General features: G+C 66.8%; 19 protein-coding genes. 8 read left to right on the forward strand and 11 right to left on the reverse strand.

What is annotated here, in order from left to right; all coding sequences use genetic code 11:
• Positions 1–137: 137 nt before the first annotated feature.
• The 8 genes from AC13CR_RS15810 to sauS form a co-directional block, all read right to left on the reverse strand.
• Positions 138–1,007: a dimethyl sulfoxide reductase anchor subunit family protein gene (locus AC13CR_RS15810; protein ID WP_292951656.1), complete on the reverse strand. Its 870-nt coding sequence runs from the start codon at positions 1,005–1,007 to the stop codon at positions 138–140.
• Positions 1,007–1,753, reverse strand: a complete 747-nt coding sequence (locus AC13CR_RS15815) for a 4Fe-4S dicluster domain-containing protein (protein ID WP_292978048.1) — start codon at positions 1,751–1,753, stop codon at positions 1,007–1,009. The genes AC13CR_RS15810 and AC13CR_RS15815 overlap by 1 nt, the downstream gene beginning before the upstream one ends.
• A complete protein-coding gene (locus AC13CR_RS15820; RefSeq protein WP_446236506.1) occupies positions 1,750–4,542 on the reverse strand; it encodes a molybdopterin oxidoreductase family protein in 2,793 nt (930 codons plus the stop codon). The genes AC13CR_RS15815 and AC13CR_RS15820 overlap by 4 nt, the downstream gene beginning before the upstream one ends.
• On the reverse strand, positions 4,539–6,056 hold the full coding sequence (locus tag AC13CR_RS15825; RefSeq protein WP_482900687.1) for a tripartite tricarboxylate transporter permease: 1,518 nt from the start codon (positions 6,054–6,056) through the stop codon (positions 4,539–4,541). Before AC13CR_RS15825 ends, AC13CR_RS15820 begins: the two co-directional genes overlap by 4 nt.
• A 12-nt stretch (positions 6,057–6,068) precedes the next feature.
• Positions 6,069–6,668 carry a tripartite tricarboxylate transporter TctB family protein gene (locus AC13CR_RS15830; RefSeq protein WP_292951668.1) on the reverse strand — a complete coding sequence of 200 codons (600 nt, stop codon included), beginning with the start codon at positions 6,666–6,668 and terminating at the stop codon, positions 6,069–6,071.
• Between the two features lie 9 nt (positions 6,669–6,677).
• Positions 6,678–7,634, reverse strand: a complete 957-nt coding sequence (locus AC13CR_RS15835) for a Bug family tripartite tricarboxylate transporter substrate binding protein (protein ID WP_292951671.1) — start codon at positions 7,632–7,634, stop codon at positions 6,678–6,680.
• A gap of 73 nt (positions 7,635–7,707) precedes the next feature.
• On the reverse strand, positions 7,708–9,234 hold the full coding sequence (locus tag AC13CR_RS15840) for an AMP-binding protein (protein WP_446236288.1): 1,527 nt from the start codon (positions 9,232–9,234) through the stop codon (positions 7,708–7,710).
• Complete coding sequence (gene sauS, locus AC13CR_RS15845) at positions 9,231–10,640, reverse strand: acylating sulfoacetaldehyde dehydrogenase (RefSeq protein ID WP_482900706.1); 1,410 nt, start codon at positions 10,638–10,640, stop codon at positions 9,231–9,233. Before sauS ends, AC13CR_RS15840 begins: the two co-directional genes overlap by 4 nt.
• A 147-nt stretch (positions 10,641–10,787) precedes the next feature.
• Between sauS and AC13CR_RS15850 the strand changes: the two genes are divergently transcribed.
• From AC13CR_RS15850 to AC13CR_RS15885, 8 genes are all read left to right on the forward strand, one after another.
• Positions 10,788–11,816, forward strand: coding sequence for a LacI family DNA-binding transcriptional regulator (locus tag AC13CR_RS15850; protein WP_292978045.1), 1,029 nt, complete (start codon positions 10,788–10,790; stop codon positions 11,814–11,816).
• Between the two features lie 95 nt (positions 11,817–11,911).
• A complete protein-coding gene (locus tag AC13CR_RS15855; protein WP_292951683.1) occupies positions 11,912–13,285 on the forward strand; it encodes an MATE family efflux transporter in 1,374 nt (457 codons plus the stop codon).
• A 32-nt stretch (positions 13,286–13,317) separates the two neighbouring features.
• Positions 13,318–13,554 carry an Lrp/AsnC ligand binding domain-containing protein gene (locus tag AC13CR_RS15860; protein WP_292951686.1) on the forward strand — a complete coding sequence of 79 codons (237 nt, stop codon included), beginning with the start codon at positions 13,318–13,320 and terminating at the stop codon, positions 13,552–13,554.
• 55 nt (positions 13,555–13,609) lie between these two features.
• On the forward strand, positions 13,610–14,764 hold the full coding sequence (locus AC13CR_RS15865) for a hypothetical protein (RefSeq protein ID WP_482900688.1): 1,155 nt from the start codon (positions 13,610–13,612) through the stop codon (positions 14,762–14,764).
• A 144-nt stretch (positions 14,765–14,908) separates the two neighbouring features.
• The gene (locus tag AC13CR_RS15870; RefSeq protein WP_292951692.1) at positions 14,909–16,489 is read left to right on the forward strand and encodes a cytochrome ubiquinol oxidase subunit I; all 1,581 of its coding nucleotides are present in this window, start codon (positions 14,909–14,911) and stop codon (positions 16,487–16,489) included.
• A 4-nt stretch (positions 16,490–16,493) separates the two neighbouring features.
• Positions 16,494–17,657, forward strand: a complete 1,164-nt coding sequence (gene cydB / locus AC13CR_RS15875; protein ID WP_292951695.1) for a cytochrome d ubiquinol oxidase subunit II — start codon at positions 16,494–16,496, stop codon at positions 17,655–17,657.
• 11 nt (positions 17,658–17,668) lie between these two features.
• Positions 17,669–17,806: a cytochrome bd-I oxidase subunit CydX gene (gene cydX, locus AC13CR_RS15880; RefSeq protein ID WP_292951698.1), complete on the forward strand. Its 138-nt coding sequence runs from the start codon at positions 17,669–17,671 to the stop codon at positions 17,804–17,806.
• Positions 17,807–17,846: 40 nt separating this feature from the next.
• Entirely contained in the window at positions 17,847–18,947 is a 1,101-nt protein-coding gene (locus AC13CR_RS15885) for a pyridoxal phosphate-dependent aminotransferase (protein ID WP_482900689.1), read from the forward strand.
• A 150-nt stretch (positions 18,948–19,097) separates the two neighbouring features.
• Here the strand turns inward: AC13CR_RS15885 and AC13CR_RS15890 are convergent, their stop codons facing one another.
• The 3 genes from AC13CR_RS15890 to AC13CR_RS15900 form a co-directional block, all read right to left on the reverse strand.
• On the reverse strand, positions 19,098–22,148 hold the full coding sequence (locus tag AC13CR_RS15890; RefSeq protein ID WP_292951707.1) for a valine--tRNA ligase: 3,051 nt from the start codon (positions 22,146–22,148) through the stop codon (positions 19,098–19,100).
• A gap of 302 nt (positions 22,149–22,450) precedes the next feature.
• A complete protein-coding gene (locus AC13CR_RS15895; protein WP_292951710.1) occupies positions 22,451–23,242 on the reverse strand; it encodes a VOC family protein in 792 nt (263 codons plus the stop codon).
• 10 nt (positions 23,243–23,252) lie between these two features.
• On the reverse strand, positions 23,253–23,969 hold the full coding sequence (locus AC13CR_RS15900) for a DUF1428 domain-containing protein (RefSeq protein ID WP_292951713.1): 717 nt from the start codon (positions 23,967–23,969) through the stop codon (positions 23,253–23,255).
• Between the last annotated feature and the right edge of the window lie 77 nt (positions 23,970–24,046).

Raw genomic sequence — 24,046 nt, forward strand, 5'->3', positions numbered from 1 at the left:
CAATGAACGCCTTCAGCCCATCAAGCGCACTGCGCCAATCCAATGCCGCCGCAGCCCATTCAGACACCGACATCCGCCAAATCCCCCATTCGTTTGGGAAATTGAATCAGAAGTCATCGTAATGCGCAACTGTAGTACTAGGCTGCCTGGCGCCCGTAATAAAGCTGCACGACATGACGCGCCTCGGCGAAGAACAGCCAGCGCGACACGAAGGCGCCGGCCAGATGCAGTGCGAAAGCCAGCCCGAACAGGGCCGGATGCCTGCCGAACAGAAGGACGATCGCGGGCAGGACCGCGATCAGGCCGATGCCGATCAGCCTCAGCTTGGCAGCGTGGCGCCGGGCGACCTGAAAGCCGAATTCCCGAAGCAGGTAATTGCTGCCGCTGTGAGGGGATTCGAACAGGCGCACCCGGCCCGACAGCCCGGTGGCTGAATTCATGTCGTGGCCGCGTTTGGCGAAGCGGCCGTCGCCCGTCAGCCAGCAGACCGCCTGCAAGAGCCCCAGGGCCACCAGCAGCGGAATCGACAGCGCCCATGATCCGGACAGCAGCGCCCCGGCGGTCAGCGCGCAGGCGATGAAATAGGCCGGTGTCAGGGGCGAGTTCCAGCGCGGCACCGTCTTCATCTGCGCATAGATCATCGAGGTGACGAACACGGTCGCGACCGACATGGCCGCGCCGATGATGCCCAGCGGCAGCAGCACCCGGCCGAAGAAGATCGCGGCGATGGCGAAAAGCGCCATCACCAGCAATGTCGTGACCGCCGCCCAGCCTTCGCGCGACAGCCAGCTTGTGCGCCATTGGGTGAACGCCAGCAGGCCGCGCTGCGGATTGCCGAGGTGGAAGATGGACGAGATCAGCCCGCCCGCGGCCATCGCGAAGGCCAGCGCGAATTGCCAGAAGGCCGGCCAGCCTGTCGTGGCGAATCCAAGACCCAGAAAGGCCAGATAGCCGAAGCCCGCGCCCGACAGGACGGTAAAGATGATGACGGAAGGGGCCGGATGCATCAGATCTTCTCCAGCGCGCGGTCGAGCCAGGCGAAGAAGCCTGACGCATCGTGCGGTTGCCGGGCCGGCGCCGACGGGGCCGGCCCGCCATCCAGCCGGTCCCTGGGCCGCGGCGGCAGGTATTTGTTGACCGGTCTGGTTCCCTGTTCCGGCATCAGGTCGAAACCGCCGCGTTCGGCCACCAGCTGGCTGACGGCGCTGTCCGGATCGCCCAGATCGCCGAAATGGCGCGCTCCGGCCGGGCAGGTGCGCACGCAGGCGGGCACGCGGTCCACCTCTTCCAGGTTCTCGTTGTAGATGCGGTCCACGCAGAGCGTGCATTTCTTCATCACGCCCGCGGCCTGATCCATTTCCCGCGCGCCATAGGGGCAGGCCCAGGCGCACAGGCCGCAGCCGATGCAGGCATCCTCGTTGACCAGCACGATCCCGTCCTCGGCGCGCTTGTAGCTGGCGCCTGTCGGGCAGACGGTGACGCAGGGCGCGTCCTCGCAATGCAGGCAGGATTTGGGGAAATGGACGATCTGCGCGCAGCCGCCGCCCTCGGGCTCGATCTCGTAGCTGTGGACGCGGTTCAGGAAGGTGCCGACCGGATCGGCGCCATAGGCATCCATGTCCGACAGCGGCGCGCCGTAATTTTCGGTGTTCCAGCCCTTGCAGCTGATCACGCAGGCATGGCAGCCGACGCAGGTGTCGAGGTCGATGACAAGGCCCAGCTTGCGTTCGGTCCGTTCCGGCAGCGCGGTCATCTGCCCACCTTCCAGCGCAGGTTGCGCGGGCCCCGGCCGACGGGCGAGGCGATGGCCGCGAATCCGGGATCGGCCTCGTCCTGCGGCGGCACCTTCTCGATCTTCACGCGCAGGTCGAACCAGGCTGCCTGACCGGTGATCGGGTCGGAATTGGACCAGCGCATCCCGTCGCCTTTCGGCGGCAGCAATTCATGGATCAGGTGGTTCAAGAGAAAGCCTTTCGTTGCCTCGGGCGCGTCCTCGTCCAACGCCCATGCGCCCTTGCGTTTGCCGATGGCGTTCCAGGTCCAGATGGTGCTGCCGTTCAGCCCGGCATGAAGGGCGACCGGAACGGTGATGCTGCCATGGACCGAACTGAGCCGCGCCCAGTCGCCATCGGCGAAGCCGTGCGATTCCCAGACCCCGCGCGGCAGATACATCGGGTTCCGCCCGTGGATCTGGCGCAGCCAGGCATTCTGGCCACCCCACGAATGATACATCGCCATCGGTCGCTGGGTCAGGGCGTGGATCGGGTATTCGGCGGGATCGGCGTGATCGTCCTCGAACGGGGGATACCAGATCGGCAGCGGCTCCATCACCCGGCGCAGCCGGTCGCGCAGGTGGTCGGGGGGCTGGCGCTCGCCGTGGCCTTCGGCGGCGCGCTGGAACTTGCGCAGCGGCTCGACATAGAGGCTGAAGAGGTAGGGCTGCGGCGCGTCGTAAAGGCCCATGCCGACGGCCCAATCCTGGTAATCCATGTTCCACGGCTTGTAGAAATCGGCGCCCTCGGGGATATGCGAGACGAAGAAGCCGCCATTGTCGACATAGCGTTTCAACTGGTCGGGGTTCGGCGCCCCGCGTCCCACCTCGCGGCCATCGCCGCGAAAGCCCGCCAGCGGACCGATGCCCGGCTTGCGTTCGTGGTTGACGATGTAATCGGCATAATCGCGCCATTTCGGGCGGCCATCCTCGTGCACGAAGCCGGGCAGTTTCATCAGGTTCGCCAGCTGGATCAGCACGGTCTGAAAGCCGCGCACATCGCGGTCGGGTTCGACCACCGGCCAGCGGATCGCATCCGCGGCGGCGCCGGCCTCGGAGATCGGGCGATCCAGCAGGCTGATGCAGTCGTGGCGTTCCAGATAGGTCGTGTCGGGCAGGATCAGGTCGGCATAGGCCACCATCTCGGATGCGTAGGCGTCGGAATAGATGATGCGCGGGATGACGTAATCGCCGTTCTCGTCGGTATCGGTCAGCATCTTCATGACGCCGCCGGTATTCATCGACGAATTCCACGACATGTTCGCCATATACATGAACAGCGTGTCGATCCGGTAGGGATCGCCGGCATGGGCGTTCGAGATCACCATGTGCATCAGCCCATGCGCCGACATCGGGTTTTCCCAGGTGAAGGCCTTGTCGATCCGGGCCGGGCTGCCGTCCTCCTTCAGCGCCAGATCCTCGGGGCCGTGGACAAAGCCCAGATGCGGGCCGTCCAGCGGCGTGTCGGGCGTCACCTTGCAATGCGGTTTCGGATGGGCGGTCGCGGGTTTTGGATAGGGCGGCTTGAAGCGGAACCCGCCCGGCACCTCGATGGAACCCAGCAGGATCTGCAGCATGTGCAGCGCGCGGCAGGTCTGGAAGCCGTTGGAATGGGCCGAGATGCCGCGCATGGCGTGGAAGGCCACCGGGCGTCCGGTCATGGTGTCGTGCCGCTCGCCCCGGAAATCGGTCCAGGGACGGTCCAGCACGATCGCCTCGTCAAAGGCCACGCGCGCGATCTCGTCGGCGACGGCGCGGATGCGGGCGGCGGGGATGCCGCAGCGGTCGGCGACCGCCTCGGGGGCGTATTCGGGTTGCAGATAGCGTTCGGCCATCAGCTGCAACACCGTGCGATGGCCGGGATGGGCGGCATTCAGGTCGGGGCGCACGCCCCTGCCGTCGAAGGCGGCCAGCCCGCCGGTGGCGCGGTCGATCACCAGCGCCCTGCCGTCCTGATCGCGCAGGAACAGGCCGGTCTGCTCATCGACCAGCAGCGGCGCGTCGGTATAGCGCGCCAGATAATCCAGATCGATCCGGCCCGCCGCCATCAGGCAATGGACCAGCGCCAGGATCAGCAGCCCATCCGTGCCCGGCGTGATCCCCAGCCATTCGTCGGCCACCGCATTATAGCCCGACCGGATCGGATTGACGCCGATGATGCGCGCGCCGCGCGCCTTCAGCTTGCCGATGCCCATCTTGATCGGATTGCTGTCGTGATCCTCGGCCACGCCGAACAGCATGAACAGCTTCGCCCGGTCCCAGTCGGGCTGGCCGAATTCCCAGAACGCGCCGCCCATCGTATAGATGCCCGCCGCCGCCATGTTGACCGAACAGAATCCGCCATGGGCGGCATAATTCGGCGTACCGAAGGCCTGCGCCCAGAAGCTGGTGAAGCTTTGCGACTGGTCGCGGCCGGTGAAGAAGGCCAGTTTCGACGGATCGTTCTTGCGAATGGGCGTCAGCCAGTCCTTCGCCAGACCCAGAGCCTCGTCCCAGGAAATCTCCTGAAACCGGCCCGAACCGCGCGGCCCGACCCGGCGCAGGGGCGCGCGCAGCCGGGATGGCGCATTGACCTGCATGATCCCGGCCGAACCCTTGGCGCACAGCACGCCCTTGTTCACGGGATGGTCGCGATTGCCCTCGATATAGGCGACGCGGCCGTCCTTCATGTGGACGTTGATGCCGCAGCGGCAGGCGCACATGTAGCAGGTGGTCTTGCGGATTTCGTCGGAAACCCTGGGCGAGGTGTCGATCCGGGGCTGGTTCATCATCGCTCCTTGGGCTTGGCCTGCGCGGGCTGGCGGCCGATCCGCGTCCGGACCGAGGGCCACAGCGACCACAGCACGAAGATCAGCGCCAGCGACAGGATCGTCGCGCTGATCGGACGTGTAAAGAAGACCGTGTAATCCTGACGGGAATTTGCAATCGAGGTGAGGAAATAGCGTTCCGCAAGCGGTCCCAGGATCACTCCCAGAACCAGCGGCGCCGAGGGAAAGCCCACCCGCTTCATCGCCCAGCCGATGACGCCGAAGACCAGGCAGACATAGACGTCGAAGATGTTGTTGCGCACCCCGTAGGCCCCGATCAGGCTGAGGATGACGATGAAACCGGCCAGGATCGCCGGCGGCGTCCGCATCAGGGTCGAGAACATCTGCGCCACGCCCACGCCCGCGCCGATCATCAGCACGTTGGCGATGATCATGGCGGCGAAGATCGTATAGACCATCGACGGATCCATGATGAACAGCAGCGGGCCGGGATTGACCCCTTGCAGCATCATCGCGGCTAGCATGATCGCGGTTGCCGCGCTGCCGGGAATGCCCAGCGTCAGCAGCGGCACCATCGCCGCCCCGGTGGTGGCGTTCTTGGCCGCCTCGGGCGCGGCCAGCCCGGCCTCGATCCCGGTGCCGAATTCCTTGCCGCGCGGATTGACCTGTTTCTCGACCCCGTATGCGATGACCGCGCCGGGTGTCGCCCCGGCGCCCGGAATGACGCCGATCATGCAGCCCAGGGCGGTGCCGCGCGCGATCGCGCCCTTGACGTTCCAGATGTCGCGAAAGCTGGCGCCGGCGACCTTGCCATCGGCCTTCCTGGGCCGCAGGTCGCGGTCGGTGGCGACCAGATCGACCACCTCGCCGATGGCGAAAAGCCCGATCATCACCACGACGAAGCGGATGCCGCTTTCGACCTCGGGGATGCCAAAGCTGAACCGCGCCTGGCCGTAAAGCGGATCGACGCCGACCGTGCCGATGGCCATGCCGCTGAGCAGCGAGATCATGGTGATGACCGGCTTGTCCTTGGCGATGGCGATGACGCTGACCAGCCCCAGCACGGTGGCGGCGAAGAATTCCGGCTGCGAGAACTTCATCGCGAAGGTCGCGAAGGGCGCCGACAGGAAGGTCAGCAGCAGCGCGCTGACCAGCCCGCCCACGGCGGAGGCTGTGACAGCGATGGTCAGGGCACGCTTGACCTGCCCCTTCTTCGTCATCGCATAGCCGTCCCAGGTCGCGGGCAGCGAGGCCGGCGTGCCCGGCACGTTGATCATGAGGGCCGAGATCGAGCCGCCGAAGACCCCGCCGACATAGATCCCGCCCAGAAACAGCATCGCGTGGGTCACATTCATCGCATAGGTGAAGGGCAGCGCCATCGCCATCGCGTTGACAAAGGAAATACCCGGCAGCGCGCCCGCGATCACGCCGACCAGCAGGCCCGCGACCACCGTCAGGAAGGCGGTGATCTGGAAGGCCGAGGCAAAGCCGGCCATCAGCAGGTCTATCGTCTGCATCGTCGCGCCCTCTCAGTAGATGCCCAGAAGTTGCAGCAGCCAGACGCTGAACCGGTCGAAGACGCCCGCGCCCCGGCTCAGCGGCATCAGCGCCAGACCCATGAACATCCACAACAGCGCCACCGTGCCGATGGTCGGCACCAGCAGCAGGACCGCCGGATGGCGCAGGCCGCCATACAGGCACCAGACCAGCAGAAATCCCGCGCAGGCCAGCGCGAAGCCCACGATCGGCAGCAGCCAGCCGAAGGCGATGACCAGAAGGATGCCGGTCAGCGCCTTTCCGTAATGATAGACATCCTCGTCATGCGGCGTGGCAAGGCTGGTCGAGACGCGGCCCCGGACCAGCAGCCAGACCTCGGAGAAAAGCCAGATCGCCGAACACAGCGCCAGCAGCGCCAGCACCGCGTTCGGCCATGCCGCCGGTCCAAGGCCGGGCACGTCCGGGCGCCGGTCGGAACTGAACATGAAGCCCGGCAGAGCCAGCGAAGCGGCCAGCAGCAGGGCGGGCACCGCGACCGGGATCAACCGTTTGGCGCGCCGCGCCCGCGGGGTCGGCGGCGCGGCGGCCTGTCGTGCCGCATCCTCGGTTCGCATGTTCGGGGCCATCGCCATCCTGCCGCCTCAGCTTGCCAGCTGGTCCGTGATCAGTTGCAGGAAATCGCGGATCATCGCCTGGGCCTCCTCGCCCGTGACCGGCTGGATGCAGCTGTAGGTTTCGGCACAGAAGGTCTGCCATTCCGCGCTGGCCACCGATTCCTCGACCGCCGATTGCAGCTTTTCGACGATGGCCGGATCGGTGCCGGCGCGCACCGCGACGGTGCGGAAATTGTCCAGCCCCGAGATGTCGTAGCCCAGTTCGACCGAGGTCGGAACGTCCGGAAAGGATGGGTGGCGTTCCTTGGAAAACACCACCAGCGGCTTCAGCTGCCCGGCCTTCAGGAATTGCGCGACATCGCCCGGTTCCTCGTACAGCACCGCCGTATGCCCGCCGATGGGCGAGGCATAGCGTTCGCCGGGCGCCTGGAACGGCACATTCTCCATCTGCACGCCGTCACGGGCCAGCAGCTTCAGCGTCACGTCGTCCTGCGTGCCATAGCCCGAGGTCGCCACCGTCAGTTCGCCCGGATTCTCCTTGGCATAGGCGAACAGATCCTCGGCCGTCTGGTAGGGGCTGGAGGCGGGGACGAACAGGAACGAGGGCGAGTTCTGGACCACGGCCAGAACCTGGAAATCCTCGGGCTTGCTGTCGCCCAGCCCGGATGCCCAGGACGCCACGGTCAGCGAGATCAGCGTCCCCATCGTATAGCCGTCGGCGGGATCGGTGCGCAGCCGCGTCAGCCCGGCATTGCCCGATGCCCCGGCGACGTTCGAGACCGGGATCGACACGCCCAGCGGCTTTTCCATCAGCCGCCCCATCTGCCGGCCCATCAGGTCGGCGCCGCCGCCGGGGCCGAAGGTCACGACCATCTCGATCGGGCGTTCGGGGTATTCCTGCGCGGCGGCCATTCCGGCCGATGCGATCAGCGCGGCGCTCCCGGCGCCGGTCAGGGCGGCTTTCAGCAAGGCGTTCAGGGTCATCTTCTTCTCCTCCCAGGGCAAATGTTGATCTTGTGGTTCCGTCCTCTCCTCCCAAAGCGGACGGGTTGCGGCGTCATCCGGTCATGTCCGCCAGCCGCAGGCGTTGAATCTTGCCGGACGGGCCCTTGGGCAGCTCGTCCATCAGGTGAATCACATCGGGCGACTTGAACCGGCCCAGCCGATCCTCGCAAAGCCGGGCCAGATCCGCGATCGTCAGCGCCGATCCCGGCCGCAGCGCCACCGCGGCCTCGACCCGTTCGCCGTAGCGGGCGCATTTGCGGGCGAAGGCGGCGGCCTCGATCACGTCGGGATGGGCGTAAAGCGCCTCGTCGATCTCGCGCGGGGCGATGTTCTCGCCGCCCTTGATGATCAGTTCCTTCAGCCGGCCGGTGACAAAGACATAGCCCTCCGCGTCGATCCGGCCCAGATCGCCGCTGCGCAGCCAGCCATCGGGCGTCAGCGCCGCCGCCGTGGCATCGGGATTGTCCAGATAGCCGCGCATCACGTTCGGGCCGCGCACGCAGATCTCGCCCTCGGTTCCGGGGGGCAGGGGCCGCAACCCGGCATCCATGATCGCCACCTCGTTGCCGATCGCCCGGCCGGGCGATCCGATCTTGCGCAATCCGGGCGGCAGCGGGTTCGACAGGATCTGGGCCGCGGTCTCGGTCAGGCCCATGGTCTCGACGATCGGGATGCCGAAACGCTGCTCGAACGCGCTCTGGACCTCGACCGCCAGCGCGGACGAGGCCGACCGGCCGAACCGGATTCGTGCCCGCGTGGCCGGATCCGGCGCCGCCTCGCCATGCAGCAGATGCGAGATGATGGTCGGCACGACCGAGAACCAGGTGGCGCGGTGTTCCTCGCACAGGGTCCAGAACCGGCCCGCCGAAAAGCGTTCGCAGACGATCGCCGCGCCGCCCGAGACCAGCGGCCCCATGATCGTCACGCACAGCCCGTTGATGTGATAGATCGGCAGCACGCACATCGCGCGGTCCCCGGGCGACAGACCATGCGCCGCGCAGGTGGTCCAGCCGCCCGCCAGCAGGCTGGCATGGCTGTGCAGCACGCCCTTGGGCCGCCCGGTCGTCCCCGACGTATACATCAGCAGCGCGTCGTCGCCGGACCCGTGCGGGTGCGGCGCGCCGGCAGCCCCGTCCCCTGGCCAGTCGAAGCCGTCCGCGCCCGCGGTCACGATCACCGGCCGGTCGGTCCGGGGCAGGGCGCGGTCCAGCAGATCGCGCTGCGACTCCGCCACCAGCACGATCGCCGCCCGCGAATGCGACAATGCATAGCCGATCGCCTCGGCCCCGGCGACCAGGTTGATCATCGTCGCGCGAAAGCCGCCATAAAGCGCACCGAACAGGCCCAGCACGGCGTTGCGCCCATTGGGCATCATCAGCGCGACGCTGGCGCCTTTCGGGATCCCCATCGCGGCCAGGCGCCCGGCAATGTCGGCGGCGCCGTTACGCAGTTCCGACCAGTTCAGGGTGCCGCCATCCTCGGGAAAGACATGGCAGATCCGCTGTGCCTCGTTCTCGGCACGGAAATCCAGCCAGTCGCGGATCGTGCCTTCGGGCGGCCGGTCGGGATCGAATCTCATCGCCCGGCCTCGGCCCAGTAGCCGGCGAAGATCTCGTCCAGTTCCGGTTCGCGGGGCGGGATCGCCCGCACGACGCGCGTTGTCTGCGTGAAATGCCGCCAATGCAGATTGGCGTCGATGGAATTGCCGCCCCAGGAACCGCAGCCCATCGACAGCGAAAAGGGCAGCCCGTTGTCGAAGGCCCCGCCGGTGGCGAAACAATGCGCCTGATTGACGATGACCCGGCAGACCGGCAGGTCGCGGCCTATTGCGACGGGCCGGTCGGGATCGGCCGAATGCAGGCCGATGGAATGACCCGCGCCCTGATGGGTCAGGATCCGGCGGGCGATGCGGGTGGCATCCGCGAAATCGCGCGCGCGATACAGCGCGGCGACCCGGCTCAGCTTTTCGCCCGACAGGGGATGATCCGGGCCGATCCCGTCGGTCTCGACCGCCAGAAAGCGCGTGCCTTCGCGCACCCGGCCGGTCAGGCCCAGCTTCTCGACCGTGACATCGGCGTCGCGCGCGATGATCTCGCGGTTCAGATGTCCGTCGGGCCACAATCTTGCGACGATGCCGCCCGCCTCGGCGGCGGGAACGACCGCGCCGCCTTCGGCCGCCATCGCGGCGAGGAAATCGTCATAGATCGCGTCGACCACGATCAGCGCGTTCTCGGACGAACAGGAGGTCGCGTTGTCGAAGGTCTTCGATGCCGCGATCCTGGCGGCGGCCGCGGCCAGATCGGCGGTCTCGTCCACGATCACGGCGACATTGCCCGCGCCGACCCCGATGGCGGGGGTGCCGCTTTCATAGGCGCGACGCACGTTGTCCTGGCTGCCGGTGACGATGGCCAGATCGCAGGTTTCCAGCAGCCGCTGCGTCTTGGCCTTGCTGCCCGGCGCGGGCAGCATCTGGACCAGCGCCTTGTCCTCGCCGATCTTGTCGAATTCGGCATGGATGTAATCCAGCAGCATCTCGCAGCAGGCCACACCCTTGGGCGAGGGCGACAGGATGATCGCATTGCCGCATTTCAGCGCGTTGACGATGTTGTTGGCCGGCGTCGCCGCCGGGTTGGTCGAGGGCACGACCGCGCCGATCACGCCGATGGGGCGGGCGATTTCGGTAATGCCGGTGGCCGGATCATCCGCGATGATGCCGAAGGTCCGAACGTCCCGGATGTCGCGCATCAGGCCCAGCGTCTTGCGGTGGTTCTTGGTGATCTTGTCGGCGACATTGCCAAGGCCGGTCGTCCTGACGGCCAGTTCCGCCAGCAGGCGGTTCCGCCCCGGCTCCATGATCGCCCAGGCGGCGGCCTGCGCGGCGCGGTCATAGCGCGACTGGCTGCCCTGCGCCTCGTATCCGGCCTGCGCGGCGCGTGCGCGGGTCATCACCCCGTCGACCGAAAGAATGTCATCGGCGATGTTCATCTGCCTCATCCCCCCCTTCGCGCGGCCGTCAAGCCCGGCCCGCGCGGATCCGCCAATCAGCCATTGCCGGATCGCAAGCTCCACGATAGGACATGAAAATAGTCTTGCAAATGTTTTCATGAAAATGCTGACTGTCGCCGGGGAACGATGAAAAAGCAAAGGGATAAGGCTGATATTGTTTCCGTGGCCAGGCTTGCGGGCGTGTCGGCGGCCACGGTGTCGCGGGCGCTGAACCATCCCCAGCTGGTCCACCCCGCGACGCGCAAGAAGATCGATCTGGCGATCCGGAAATCGGGCTATATCCGCAACCGTGCGGCGCAGACGATCCATGGCCGGCGCAGCGCGACGATCGGGCTGGTGGTGCCGACCATCGCCGATGTCATCTTCTCGGAACTGATCCAGGCTTTCAACGATGCGGTCAGCGCGCGCGGCTTTACCCTGCTGCTGGCCGCGCATGGCTATGATCTGGCCAACGAATATGCGCTGGTGCGCAAGCTGCTGGAACACCGGGTCGATGCGCTGGCGCTGATCGGGCTGGACCACGGCGCCGACACCTATCGCGTCCTGCGCGAACAGGGGCTGCCGGTTCTGGCGGTCTGGAACTACGATCCCGCCTCGATGATCTCGTGCCTGGGCGTGGACAATGCCGAGGCCGGGCGGATCGCGGCGGATCATCTGCTGATGCTGGGCCACCGCCGGATCGCTGCGATCTTTCCCGATACGGGCGAGAATGACCGCGCCCGCCTGCGCCGCGCGGCGGCGATGGCGGCGCTGCAGGCGGCCTCGATCCACACGCCCGAAGGCTGGCGCGTCCGCACCCCCTACAGCACCGCGCAGGCCAAGCGCGCCTGCCTGGATTTGCTGGCGGCGGCTGACCGCCCGACGGCGCTGCTTTGCGGCAACGACGTGATCGCCCAGGGCGCGCTCTATGCCGCGCTGAAGCTGGGCCTGTCGGTGCCGCGCGATCTGTCGATCATCGGCATCGGCGATTTCGTGGGCTCGGCCGAGCTGGAGCCGGCGCTGACCACGATCCGCATCCCGGCGCGCCGGATCGGCGCGGCCGCCGCCGAACATCTGGCCGATTCCGTGGACAGCGAGGCCGGTCAGCCGCTGGCCCGCACCCGGTTCGACTGCGAACTGATCATGCGCGCCACGACCGCGCCGCCGCCTGCCTGAGGCGGCATCCCCCGGGCGCCGCGCAAAGGCCGGTTCCCGCGCATCGTGCCAATCGGGCGATGGACGGCGCAGGCGGGCGCGGATATGGCGGGACCATGCTTGGACGTTACGCCCCCCATGTCGCGGCGACGCTGTCGCTGGGCCTGCCGCTGATCGGCAGCCATCTGGCGCGCATGGCCATCGGCGTCAGCGACACGCTGATGGTCGGCTGGCATGGCGTCGAATCGCTGGCGGCGCTGGTCATCGCCACCTCGTTCGTGCAGGTGCTGTTCTTTCTCGGCATGGGTTTCGGCACCGCCGTCATGGGCCTGATGGCCACCGCCATCGCCCGCGGCGACGAAACCCAGGTCCGCCGCGTCACCCGCATGGCGCTGTGGCTGTCCCTGGGCTTCGGCCTGCTGGTCATGCCCTCGATGTGGTTCTCGCGCCCCGTCCTGCTGGGGCTGGGCCAGACGCCTGTGGTGTCGCAACTGGCGCAGGACTACCTGCGCATCGCGGGCTGGGGGCTGATCGCCAACCTCGTCGCGCTGACGCTGAATTCCTATCTGGCCGCGCTGGAACGGACGCAGGTCGTGATGTGGGTCACGCTGGCCGGGCTGCCGCTGAACATCGCGCTGAACTGGGTCTTCATCTTCGGCAATCTCGGGGCGCCGGAACTGGGCGTCCGGGGCGCCGCCATCGCCAGCCTCGCGGTCCAGATCACCGCGGCGGTGATCCTGGCGCTGTATGCCGGCTGGCTGCCGGTCGCGCGCAAATACGAACTTTTCACCCGCTTCTGGCGGTCCGACTGGCAGGCGCTGTGCCGGGTCTTCCGGCTGGGCCTGCCGATCGGCGTCACCCTGCTGGCCGAAGGGGCGCTGTTCGTGGCCTCGAACGTGATGATGGGCTGGATCGGCACGCCGCAACTGGCCGCCCACGGCATTGCGCTGCAACTGACCGCGATCACCTTCATGGCGCATCTGGGGCTGTCGAACGCGGCGACGATCCGGGTCGGGCAGGCCAAGGGGCGCGACGATCGTCGGGGAATGCACGACGCCGCCATGGCGGTGACCGGGCTGGCGATCCTGTTCGCAATCCTTTTCATCGCCATCTATCTGGGTTTCGCGGCGCCGCTGGTGCGGGTCTTTCTGGACCCCGCCGATCCGCAGGCGCCGATGATCGTGTCGCTGGGCGTGACGCTGGTCATGTATGCCGCCCTGTTCCAGTTGACCGACGCGCTGCAGGTTGTCGCGGTGGGCTTTCTGCGCGGCGTCCACGACACCCGCGTCCCGATGTGGATCGCGGCCTTCAGCTATTGGGCCGTGGGGATGCCGGTCGCCTGGGGCCTTGCCTTTCCGCTGGGTTTCGGGCCGGTCGGGCTGTGGCTGGGCCTCTGCGCGGGGCTGTCGCTGGCGGCGGTCCTGCTGATGGGGCGGTTCTGGTCGGGCTGGGCGCGGGGGGACTGGACCGCCCCCGAGACGGCGCGCTAACCTGCCGCCCAGTCCCAACCCAAGAGGTCCCCATGCGCCCCGTCTTCGTCCAGTTCCGCTGCGAGCCCGGCCGCACCTACGAGGTTGCCGAGGCGATCTATGACCGCGAGATCGTCAGCGAACTTTATTCGACCTCGGGCGATTACGACCTGCTGGCCAAGATCTATATCCCCGAGGACGAGGATGTCGGCCGCTTCCTGTCGGACAGGCTGTTCGACATCCCCCATATCAGCCGCACCCTGACCACGATGACCTTCCGCGCCTTCTGAGCGGCGGGCCGATTTTCGTGATATGATCCCTCTGCCTGCAGGCGGCGGAGGGGGCATGGACGAGATTGCGATCAGCGAACCCGCATCGCCGCGCGAACCGGTGACGGGCGATCCGCGGGGCCGGGCCTCGCGGCAGGCATTGCTGCTGGTTCTGGGTGTGCTCTACGGAAATGGCGAATACGATGCGCTGCTGGCCGATCTGGGGGCCGAACGCGACCTCTTCGATCTGCCCGATCCGCGGCCCGGCGGCGCCTTCCGCCTGGCCGACGAAATGCCGCGCCTTGTCGAACGCCATGCCATGCTGCCGCCGTTCGATCCCTTCGCCCCGCGCGACGAGGCCGCGATCGCGGCGCAGGCCGCGGCGCGGCAGGCCGTGATGGACGAGATGACCGCAACGCTCTACGACAGCGCGGATCGGCATGTCGCGCTGGATTTGCTGCTTCTGGCTCTTGGTCATCCGGGCGCAAGCGAACGGGCCGCGGCCGCGATCTCGCTGCTGGACATGGTCAGCGATCCTGCTCTGCCCATTGCGACGCTGGCCGAGGTGGTCGAAGAGGACGCCGACCCGCTGGCGGTGCGGATGGCACGCACGGCGCTGGCGCGGCTGGGCAGGCTGCCGGCGCCCGCCGGTCAGGGGCGGTCCGCGACGCCGCCCTCCGCGCCCGCCGCTGCGGCCCCGGACGCGCTGATCGTCCATGGCACCCATTTCGCCCGCGTGGGCACGCCGCACAGCGATTGGTGGCAGCCTTCGGGGCTGTTCCACGATTATATCCTCCGGAACCATTGCCCCGGTCTCTACGCGGCGCCCGATTTCTTTTCCTGGTCGGGCGGCTGGAGCGATCATGCCCGCCATGCCGGGGCCCGACACCTGTCGGCATGGATCCTGGCCCGTGGCCTGAGCCGGCCGGACATTCTTGCCCACAGTCATGGCGGCAGCGTGGCGATGCATGGCTCAAGCCTGGGCCTGCACCTCAACCGGCTGGTGCTGATGAGCTGTCCGGTCCATCGGGGCCATTACGCGCCCGATCCGTCCCGGATCGCCGCCGTCACCTCGTATCAGATCCACATGGATTTCGTCGTGCTGGCCGATCGCGGAGCGTTCCGGTTTCGCCTGCCGCATGTCCACGACCGCTATCTGGGCCGATGGTTCTGGTCGCATGGCGACAGCCACGACCCGGCGCTGTGGCAGGCCGAGGGGCTGAGCCTGTGACCCGGCGGCGGCGCCACGCCGCCCCGATCCTGTCCGAACCGATCATGCGACACGCGACCGCAGCGACAGCCTGCCACGCGGCCGGCCCTTGGGATTGCCGGCCCGAAAGGTTAGAGTCGGTGCGAACGCAAAAGGAACGCGCCCATGGATATCGGTGTCGTCGAGCTGTCGCGGCTGCAATTCGCCATGACCGCCCTTTACCACTTTCTGTTCGTGCCGCTGACCCTGGGTCTGTCGATCCTGGTCGCCATCATGGAGACGGTCTATGTCATGACCAACCGTCCCATCTGGCGGCAGATGACCAAGTTCTGGGGTTTGCTGTTCGGCATCAACTTCGCCATGGGCGTGGCGACGGGCGTCGTGATGGAATTCCAGTTCGGCATGAACTGGTCCTATTACTCGCAATATGTCGGCGATGTCTTCGGCGCTCCGCTGGCGATCGAGGGTCTGATGGCCTTCTTCATGGAGGCGACCTTTGTCGGCCTGTGGTTCTTCGGCTGGGACCGGCTCAGCAAGGTCGGCCACCTCGTCGTGGGCTGGCTGGTGGCCATCGGGTCGAATTTCTCGGCGCTGTGGATCCTGATCGCCAATGGCTGGATGCAGAATCCGGTCGGCGCGGAATTCAACCCGATCACGATGCGGATGGAACTGACCAGCTTCTTCGAGGTGATGTTCAACAGCGTCGCGCAGGCCAAATTCGTCCACACCGTCAGCGCGGGCTACGTCACCGCCGCGATCTTCGTCCTGGGCGTGTCCAGCTGGTACATGCTCCGGGGGCGGCACCTGGCGCTGGCGCGGCGCTCCATCGCCGTCGCCGCCAGCTTCGGGCTGGCCTCGGCGCTGTCGGTCGTCGTGCTGGGCGACGAATCCGGCTATGATGCCGGGCTGAACCAGAAGATGAAGCTGGCCGCCATCGAAGCCATGTGGGAGACCGATCCCGCCCCCGCCCCCTTCACCCTCCTGGGCATTCCCGATCAGCAGGCGCGCGAAACCAAGTGGGCGGTCCGGATTCCCTATGTCATGGGCCTGATCGGCACCCGTTCGCTGACCCGGGAAATTCCCGGCATCGAGGAACTGGTCCAGGAGGCCGAACAGCGCGTCCGTTCGGGCCTGATCGCCTATGACGCGCTGATGACGATCCAGCAGGACCGTGAAAACACCGATCCCGGGGTAAACGCGGTGTTCCAGCGCCATTCCGACGATCTGGGCTATGCCCTGCTGCTGCGGCGCTATCTGGACGATCCGCGTCAGGCGACCGAGGCGCAGATCGCGCAGGCGGCGGCCGACACGGTGCCGCGCGTCTGGCCGATCTTCTGGTCCTTCCGCATCATGGTCGGGCTGGGCCTGCTGTTCATCGCCGCCACGGGCTATTTCTTCATCATCTCCTCGTTCCGGCGCGGGCGCTATCCGAAATGGGCGCTGCGCGGTGCGGTGATGATGATCCCGCTGCCCTGGGTGGCGGCGGAACTGGGCTGGATCGTGGCCGAATATGGCCGCCAGCCCTGGACCGTGGACGGCATCCTGCCCACCGCCCTGTCGGTCAGCGCCCTGTCCGCGACCGAGGTGCTGCTGACCATCGCGGGCTTTGCCGCCTTCTACACCCTGCTTTTCGTGATCGAGGTCAGGCTGCTGCTGAAATACATCCGCCTCGGGCCGCAGGAGGACGTGCAGATCACCGATGACTGGCGCGCAAGCCATCGCGCCCGCCTGAAACCAGCCGAGTGACGCCATGATCCTGTATGAACTGATCCCGTTCGAATATCTGCGCCTGACCTGGTGGCTGATCCTGGGCGTTCTGCTGATCGGCTTCGCGCTGACGGACGGTTTCGACATGGGCACCGGCGCGCTGCTGCCCTTCGTGGCGAAAACCGATGCCGAACGCCGTGTCGTGATCAACACGATCGGCCCCGTATGGGAGGGAAACCAGGTCTGGTTCATCCTCGGCGGGGGCGCGATCTTCGCGGCCTTTCCACCGCTCTACGCGATCAGCTTCTCAAGCTTCTACCTGGTGATGTTCGCCATTCTCGCGGCGCTGATCGTGCGGCCCGTGGGCTTCAAGTTCCGCAGCAAGCGCGAGGATCCGAAATGGCGCGCGCGCTGGGACGCGGCGCTCTGCTTTGGCGGCGCCGCCCCGGCGCTGCTGTTCGGCGTCGCGGTCGGCAACGTGTTGCTGGGCATTCCCTTCTACCTGACCCCCGACCTGCTTTCGATCTATGACGGCCCCGCCTTCATGAAATTCTTCGGCCTGCTGCGACCCTTCGCGCTGCTGTGCGGGATCGTCTCGCTGGCGATGCTGGTGATGCACGGGGCGGGCTGGCTGGTGCTGAAGACCGAGGGCGCGATCGCCGACCGCGCCCGCCGCCATGGCGTCACGGCGGCGAAGGTGGTGCTGGCGGGCTATGCGCTGGCCGGGCTGTGGCTGGCCTTCTTCATCGACGGCTATGCCCTGGTGAACCCGCCGGACCCGAACGGCGCCTCGAACCCGCTGGCCTCGACCGTCAGCCGGTCGGGAAGCTGGCTTTCGGCCTATGCCGACCGTCCATGGATCGCGATCGCCCCGGCGATGGGTTTTCTGGGCACCTTCATGGCGATGCGGGCGCTGCGTTCGGGCGGGCAATATTCGCCGCTGGGCTGGTCCAAAATGGCGATCTTCGGGATGATTTCCTCGGTCGGGCTGACGATGTTCCCGTTCCTTCTGCCCTCCAGCACCAGTCCCGATTCGTCGCTGACGATCTGGGATGCCTCGTCCTCGCATCAGACCCTGTTCGTGATGCTGGTGGCGACGGTGATCTTTCTGCCGCTGATCCTGGCCTATACCGCCTGGGTCTATCGGGTCCTGTGGGGCAAGGTGACGGAAGACGACGTCTCGGACCCCGAACGTCACAGCTATTGAGGAAACCGCCCATGTGGTATTTCGCCTGGATCCTCGGCCTGCCGCTGGCGGCGATGTTTGCCGTCGTCAACGCGATGTGGCTGGAACTGCAAGAGGACCGCGCCCTTTTCGAGGGCCGCCGCAACCACGACAGCGTCGACGAAGACTGAGACTTGCGGGATCGCGGCGAATGCGCCAAGTCTCGGCCTCATGAGACCCAAGCCCTTCGCCCCGATCCCCGCATCCCTGCCCGCGACCGTGCCCTTCATCGGCCCCGAGACGTTGCAGCGTCGGCGCGGCGCCGCCTTCGATGCCCGGCTGGGCGCGAACGAGAACGGCTTCGGCCCCAGCCCCGCCGCCATCGCCGCCATGCGGGACGAGGCCGCGCGGGCCTGGCAATACGGCGATTCGACCAGCCACGATCTGCGGCACGCGCTGGCCGATCATCACGGCGTTCCGGCCGAAAGCGTGACGGTGGGCGAGGGGATCGACGGACTTCTGGGCAATCTCGCCCGCCTGATGATCGACCGGGGCGATGTGGCCGTCACCTCGGACGGCGCCTATCCGACCTTCAACTACCATGTCGCGGGCTTCGGCGGCGCCTTGCACAAGGTGCCCTATCGCGACGATGCCGAGGATCTGGACGCGCTGTCGGCGGCGGCGCGGAACCGCGGGGCGCGGCTGGTCTATCTGGCCAATCCCGACAACCCGATGGGATCGTGGCACCAGGGTCCGGCGATCCGGGCGATGCTGGACGATCTTCCCGACAGCGCGCTGCTGATCCTGGACGAGGCCTATATCGAATTCGCCCCCGACGGCGCGATCCCGCAGATCGCGGCGGACGATCCCCGCGTGATCCGGATGCGGACATTTTCCAAGGCCTACGGGCTGGCGGGCGCGCGGATCGGCTATGCGATCGGCCATCCCGACCTGATCGCCGGCTTCGAACGCATCCGCAACCATTTCGGCGTCAACCGGATGGCGCAGGCGGGCGCGCTGGCGGCGCTGCGCGATTCCGCCTGGCTGTCCGATATCCGGCACCAGGTGGGCAAGGCCCGCGACCGCCTCGCCGCCATCGCCGCCGCCAATGGCATGACCGCCCTGCCATCCGCGACCAATTTCGTGGCCGTCGATACCGGCCGCGACGGCGCCTTTTCGCGCCGCCTCGTCGCCGCGCTGGAACGGCAGGGGGTCTTCGTCCGCATGCCCGGCGTGCCGCCTCTGGACCGCTGCATCCGCATCAGCTGCGCCCCCGCGCCGGAGCTGGACATCCTGGCCGAGGCGCTGCCGCGCGCGCTGGCCGGTCTCTGAATTTCCGCGCAGCCGGTGCACGGGCTGTGCACGGGCTGTGCACATCCGGTGCACGCGGCATGCCCCGCAAGGCCCGCCCCTTGCCTTGGCCCCAATATCCCCGCCGGAGGCACCCGTCCTCGCCACGAAAGCCGGCGGCCCCGGCCAGGATCACATCGCCGCCAGTTGCGCCAGCGCCGCCTTCAGCCGCGCGATGTCGTCTTGCAGGACGACCAGTTTCCGGCGCGTCTCCTCGATCACCTCGGCCTCGGCATTGGCGGCGAATTTCGGGTTTTCCAGCCGCTTTTCCAGACCCTCGGCATCCTTTCGCGACCTGGCCAGGGCCTTCTGCAACCGTGCCGTCTCGGCCGCCACGTCGATGACATCGCCCAGCGGCAGGGCGAAACTGGCCCCTTGCGCCGAGACCGAGATCGTGCCCTTGCCCGCGGTCCCGTCGCGCGGCGCGTTCACGCGCGCAAGCCGTTCGATCAGCGGAGCGTTGGCGCTCAGCGCGGCGCGGGCCGCGTCATCCGCCTCGGTCACGACCAGATCCAGCGTCGCGCCCGCCGGAACCCCCATCTGCGCCCGCGCCGAGCGCAGCGCCTCGATCAGCGCGATCACCCAGTTCATTTCGCGATCCGATGCCGGATCGATCAGTTCGACGCCGTAATCCGGCCAGTCGCCGTGGACCAGCATCTTCCTCCGCTCGCCGGTCAGCGCCCAGAGTTCCTCGGTCACGAAAGGCATGATCGGGTGCAGCATCAGGTAGCACTGGTCCAGAACCCAGCCCATCGTGGCGCGGGTTTCCTCGGCGCAGGGACCATCGAACAGCGGCTTGGCGAATTCGACATACCAGTCGCAGACCTTGCCCCAGACAAAGGCATAAAGCCCGCTGGCCGCGTCGTTGAAACGATAGCCCTCCAGCGCCGCATCGGTCGTCATGCGGATGCGGGCGACCTCGCCGATGATCCAGCGATTGACATGATGACCGGGTTCGGGCCGCGCGCCGCCGCCGCGCACGCCGTTCATCTCGGCAAAGCGGGTGGCGTTCCAGATCTTGGTGACGAAATTGCGGAATCCCTCGACATGACGCGGCCCCAGCCTGGGATCGCGGCCCATCGCGGCCATGCTGGTCAGGGTCATGCGCAGCGCATCGGCGCCGTATTCGTCGATCAGATCCAGCGGGTCGATGACGTTGCCCTTCGACTTCGACATCTTCGCGCCCTTTTCGTCGCGCACCAGGCCGTGGACATAGACGGTGTGGAAGGGCACGTCGCCCGTCACCTCCAACTGCATCATCATCATCCGCGCGACCCAGAAGAAGATGATGTCGAACCCGGTGACGAGGACGTCGGTGGGGAAATATTTCTGCATTTCCGGTGTCTTGTCGGGCCAGCCCAGCGTGCCGACCGGCCAGAGCCCGGACGAGAACCAGGTGTCCAGAACGTCCGGGTCGCGCCAGACCGGATAGACCAGTTCGGTCGGATTCTGGGACAGATTGTATTCCGCAAGGCTTCTTGCCAGCGTTTCGACCGCGGCGGCGCGGTCGGCGACCTCGATCACGCGACTGGCCTCCAGCGGCGCCGGCAATCCTGCGATATCGTCGCGGAATTTCTGCACGATGCCTTTGAAATCGGCCGCGCAATGCTGGCGCTGGCCGGTATGGACCAATCCATCCACCAGCAATTCGAACAATTCGACCTCGTCCAGAGCGCCGTCGCCCTCGTCATCGACGAAGTTCTCGATCGACAGATCCAGCCCGTACCAGACCGGAATCTGGTGTCCCCACCAAAGCTGGCGACTGATGGTCCAGGGCTCGATGTTTTCCAGCCAGTTGAAATAGACCTTCTTGTGCTGCTCGGGCAGGATCTGCGTGCGCCCGTCGCGTACGGCGTCGATGGCGGGCTGGACGATCCGTTTCGTGTCCACGAACCACTGATCGGTCAGCATCGGCTCGATCACCACGCCGGAACGGTCGCCGAAAGGCTGCATGATCGGCTTGCTGTCGATCACCGGCGCGCCGTTGGCATCGGTGACGGCAAGCCCCTCGGCGGTGATCTCGTCGATGACCTGCCGGCGGGCCTCGAACCGGTCCAGCCCGCGCAGATGGTCGGGGACGAGATTGACGCCCGACACGTCGCCCACATCCTCGCCCTTCGCGGCGCGGGTCGCGATGGCGGCGCTGTCCGCATAGGGCAGCCCGTCCTCGCGCATCGCGCCTTTCGTGTCCATCAGCGCGTAAAGCGGGATGCCGTTGCGGGTGGCGACGCCGTAATCGTTGAAATCATGCGCGCCGGTGATCTTGACCGCGCCGCTGCCGAAATCGGGATCGGGGTATTCATCGGTGATGATCGGGATCAGCCGGCGATGTTCCCTGGGGCCGACCGGGATCTCGCACAGCTTGCCCACGATCGGGGCATAGCGGGCGTCGCCCGGATGGACCGCGACCGCGCCGTCGCCCAGCATGGTTTCGGGCCGCGTCGTGGCGATGCTGATGTAGTCCCGCGTCTCGCGCAGGGTGACGTTGCCGTCTTCGTCGCGCTCCACGTATTCATAGGTCTCGCCGCCGGCCAGCGGGTATTTGAAATGCCACATATGGCCGGGAACCTCGCGGTTCTCGACCTCCAGATCGCTGATCGCGGTTTCGAAATGCGGGTCCCAGTTCACCAGTCGCTTGCCGCGATAGATGATACCCTTGTTGTAGAGGTCGACGAAGACCCGGATCACCGCGTCGTGGAAATTGCCCTCCTCGCCGTCGGGCGCGCCCGGCGCGCCGGACATGGTAAAGGCGTTGCGCGACCAGTCGCAGGAGGCGCCCAGACGCTGCAACTGGTTGATGATCGTGTCCCCGGATTCCTGTTTCCACGCCCAGATCTTCTCGACAAAGGCGTCGCGCCCGATCTCGCGGCGGTTCGGTTCCTGCCGCTGCGCCATCTGTCGTTCCACCACCATCTGCGTGGCGATGCCGGCGTGATCCTGACCCGGCTGCCACAGCGTGTCGAAGCCGCGCATCCGGTGCCAGCGGACCAGGATGTCCTGCAACGTGTTGTTGAAGGCGTGGCCGATATGCAGGCTGCCGGTCACGTTGGGGGGCGGGATCATCACGGTGAAGGTGTCGGACCGCGAGGCGTTGGCGCCCGCGGCGAAGGCGCCCGTGCGTTCCCATTCGGCGCTGATCCGGGCCTCGGCGGCCTGCGCGTCAAAACTCTTGTCCATGTTCATGGCGGCATATCCCCTTGCTTGGCACAGGGATTAGCGAAGCCGGGCGGAAAGGCCAAGGGAATGTGGTGCGAATGCGGCGATGCAGTCAGCCGCCGGCGGTCAGTGAAAGCGGGCGGCGATCCTGTCCGCGGCGCGACACGGGGCTGGCGCGGCGACAGTTGCGGGCCGCGTCATTCCGCCGCCCGGCCGCGCGGCGCGGGCCGCGGGCCCAGCATCGTCCGGCTCATCCATTCACGATCCGGGGGGCTTCGCCGGACCCGTCCCGCGAAAGGCGAGGGCGGCGCCGGTGTCATGCGGCGCGATCAGGGGGCGGCCTGCCTGGGTCCGACCACGGCGAAATGCGCGCCCTGCGGATCGCGGGCGATGGCGATGAAGGCACCGCCGGGCACCTCTTGCGGACCGTGGATGACGGCGCCGCCGCCGGCCTCGATCCGGACCATCGCCTGGGTCACGCCGTCGGTGCCGAAATAGGGCAGCCAGGCCGGTACCGGCGCATTGCCCATGCCCATCATGCCGCCGATATCCGTGCCGTCATGGCTGAAAAGCTGATAGGTTCCCATCTCGCCCATGTCGATGGGCCTCGATTTCGACCAGCCCAGCAACGCCGAATAGAAGGCGAATCCCGCCTTGGGGTCGGTGCTCATCAACTCGTTCCAGTTTCCATGCCCGGCCTTCGACTGATCGAACGCCTGGCCGCCTTGCGCGCCGTCTTCCATCGGCAGCGGTTGCAGGATGCCGAAAGCCGCGCCCTGCGGATCAGAGGCGATGGCGAAGCGCCCGGTGCCCGGGATGTCGGCCGGTTCGCGAAAGATGCGGCCGCCCGCCGCGATGATGTCGGCGGCGGCCCCGTCGGCATCCTCGACGGCGAAGTAGATCAGCCAGTTCGGCGGCATCTGCGAGACGTCGGGGGGCATCTCCATCAGCCCCGCCACCCGGTCGTCCCCCGCGCTGGCGAGGTGATAGGAAAAGTCGTCCATGCCCGCGTCCCGGATCGACCAGCCCAGAACCGCGCCGTAGAAATCTCCGGCGGCGGCAAGGTTGCCCTTGCTGGTGGTCAGTTCATACCAGCAAGGCTTTCCATGAAATCCGGCCATCTGCTTTTCCTCAGCTTTTGTCCATGACGGGCACGAAGCCGCCCCAGAACATGCGCATTCCGTCAAAGGGCATGTCGCCCATGTCCGCGCCGGCCATTTCGGCCTCCATTTCTTTCGCGGCCTTGTCGGCGGTGGCCCTGTCGGGCCATTCGATCCAGGAAAAGACCGGTGTCTCGCCCTCCTTCGCGTCGGCGGCACGGTAGAAGTCGGTCACCTTGCCATGCGGCACGTCGTCGCCCCAGTTCTCGACCATGTGGGTCGCACCCTTGTCGCGGAACATCTGCTCGGCGCTGCTGGCCATCCTGACATAGGCATCCTTGTTTTTCTCGGGGACGGCCAGAACGAAGCCCTGGACATAGCTGCCGGGCTTCGACGCGCCGAAGCTGTAGACAGGCACGAAGCCGCCCCAGAACATCCGCATTCCGTCGAAAGGCATCGGCGGCATGGCCTGAAAATCAGGATGATCCTGCATCTGCGCCCCTGCCTTGTCGGCTGTGGCCTTGTCGGGCCACTCGATCCAGGAAAAGACCGGGGTCTCGTCCTCCTTGCACTGGGTCGCACGATAGAAATCGGTCTGCCTGCCCTTCGGAATGTCTTCGCCCCAGCATTCGACCGCGCGCAAGGCGCCCAACTTCCTGAAGATCGGCCATGCCTGTTGCGCATGTTCGGTATAGGCGTCCTTGTTCGCGGTCGGTACCGCCTGAACGAAACCCCAGAAATACGTCATTTTCCCCTCCATTTCGGCGCGACGACGCTCCCGCGAATCGCATTCTGCGTCTTGTGGTATTAAAAAACAACTTATAG

The sequence above is a fragment of the Paracoccus sp. L-17 genome (assembly GCF_056857655.1).

Bases quoted from the DNA above. Each gene is read 5' to 3' on its own strand.
- AC13CR_RS15825 (WP_482900687.1), bottom strand. From the start codon at position 6,056: ATGCAGACGATAGACCTGCTGATGGCCGGCTTTGCCTCGGCCTTCCAG.
- AC13CR_RS15835 (WP_292951671.1), bottom strand. From the start codon at position 7,634: ATGACCCTGAACGCCTTGCTGAAAGCCGCCCTGACCGGCGCCGGGAGC.
- AC13CR_RS15840 (WP_446236288.1), bottom strand. From the start codon at position 9,234: ATGAGATTCGATCCCGACCGGCCGCCCGAAGGCACGATCCGCGACTGG.
- AC13CR_RS15815 (WP_292978048.1), bottom strand. From the start codon at position 1,753: ATGACCGCGCTGCCGGAACGGACCGAACGCAAGCTGGGCCTTGTCATC.
- AC13CR_RS15830 (WP_292951668.1), bottom strand. From the start codon at position 6,668: ATGGCGATGGCCCCGAACATGCGAACCGAGGATGCGGCACGACAGGCC.
- cydB (WP_292951695.1), top strand. From the start codon at position 16,494: ATGATCCTGTATGAACTGATCCCGTTCGAATATCTGCGCCTGACCTGG.
- AC13CR_RS15850 (WP_292978045.1), top strand. From the start codon at position 10,788: ATGAAAAAGCAAAGGGATAAGGCTGATATTGTTTCCGTGGCCAGGCTT.
- AC13CR_RS15900 (WP_292951713.1), bottom strand. From the start codon at position 23,969: ATGACGTATTTCTGGGGTTTCGTTCAGGCGGTACCGACCGCGAACAAG.
- cydX (WP_292951698.1), top strand. From the start codon at position 17,669: ATGTGGTATTTCGCCTGGATCCTCGGCCTGCCGCTGGCGGCGATGTTT.
- sauS (WP_482900706.1), bottom strand. From the start codon at position 10,640: ATGAACATCGCCGATGACATTCTTTCGGTCGACGGGGTGATGACCCGC.
- AC13CR_RS15865 (WP_482900688.1), top strand. From the start codon at position 13,610: ATGGACGAGATTGCGATCAGCGAACCCGCATCGCCGCGCGAACCGGTG.
- AC13CR_RS15890 (WP_292951707.1), bottom strand. From the start codon at position 22,148: ATGAACATGGACAAGAGTTTTGACGCGCAGGCCGCCGAGGCCCGGATC.
- AC13CR_RS15820 (WP_446236506.1), bottom strand. From the start codon at position 4,542: ATGATGAACCAGCCCCGGATCGACACCTCGCCCAGGGTTTCCGACGAA.
- AC13CR_RS15885 (WP_482900689.1), top strand. From the start codon at position 17,847: ATGAGACCCAAGCCCTTCGCCCCGATCCCCGCATCCCTGCCCGCGACC.
- AC13CR_RS15860 (WP_292951686.1), top strand. From the start codon at position 13,318: ATGCGCCCCGTCTTCGTCCAGTTCCGCTGCGAGCCCGGCCGCACCTAC.
- AC13CR_RS15870 (WP_292951692.1), top strand. From the start codon at position 14,909: ATGGATATCGGTGTCGTCGAGCTGTCGCGGCTGCAATTCGCCATGACC.
- AC13CR_RS15810 (WP_292951656.1), bottom strand. From the start codon at position 1,007: ATGCATCCGGCCCCTTCCGTCATCATCTTTACCGTCCTGTCGGGCGCG.
- AC13CR_RS15855 (WP_292951683.1), top strand. From the start codon at position 11,912: ATGCTTGGACGTTACGCCCCCCATGTCGCGGCGACGCTGTCGCTGGGC.
- AC13CR_RS15895 (WP_292951710.1), bottom strand. From the start codon at position 23,242: ATGGCCGGATTTCATGGAAAGCCTTGCTGGTATGAACTGACCACCAGC.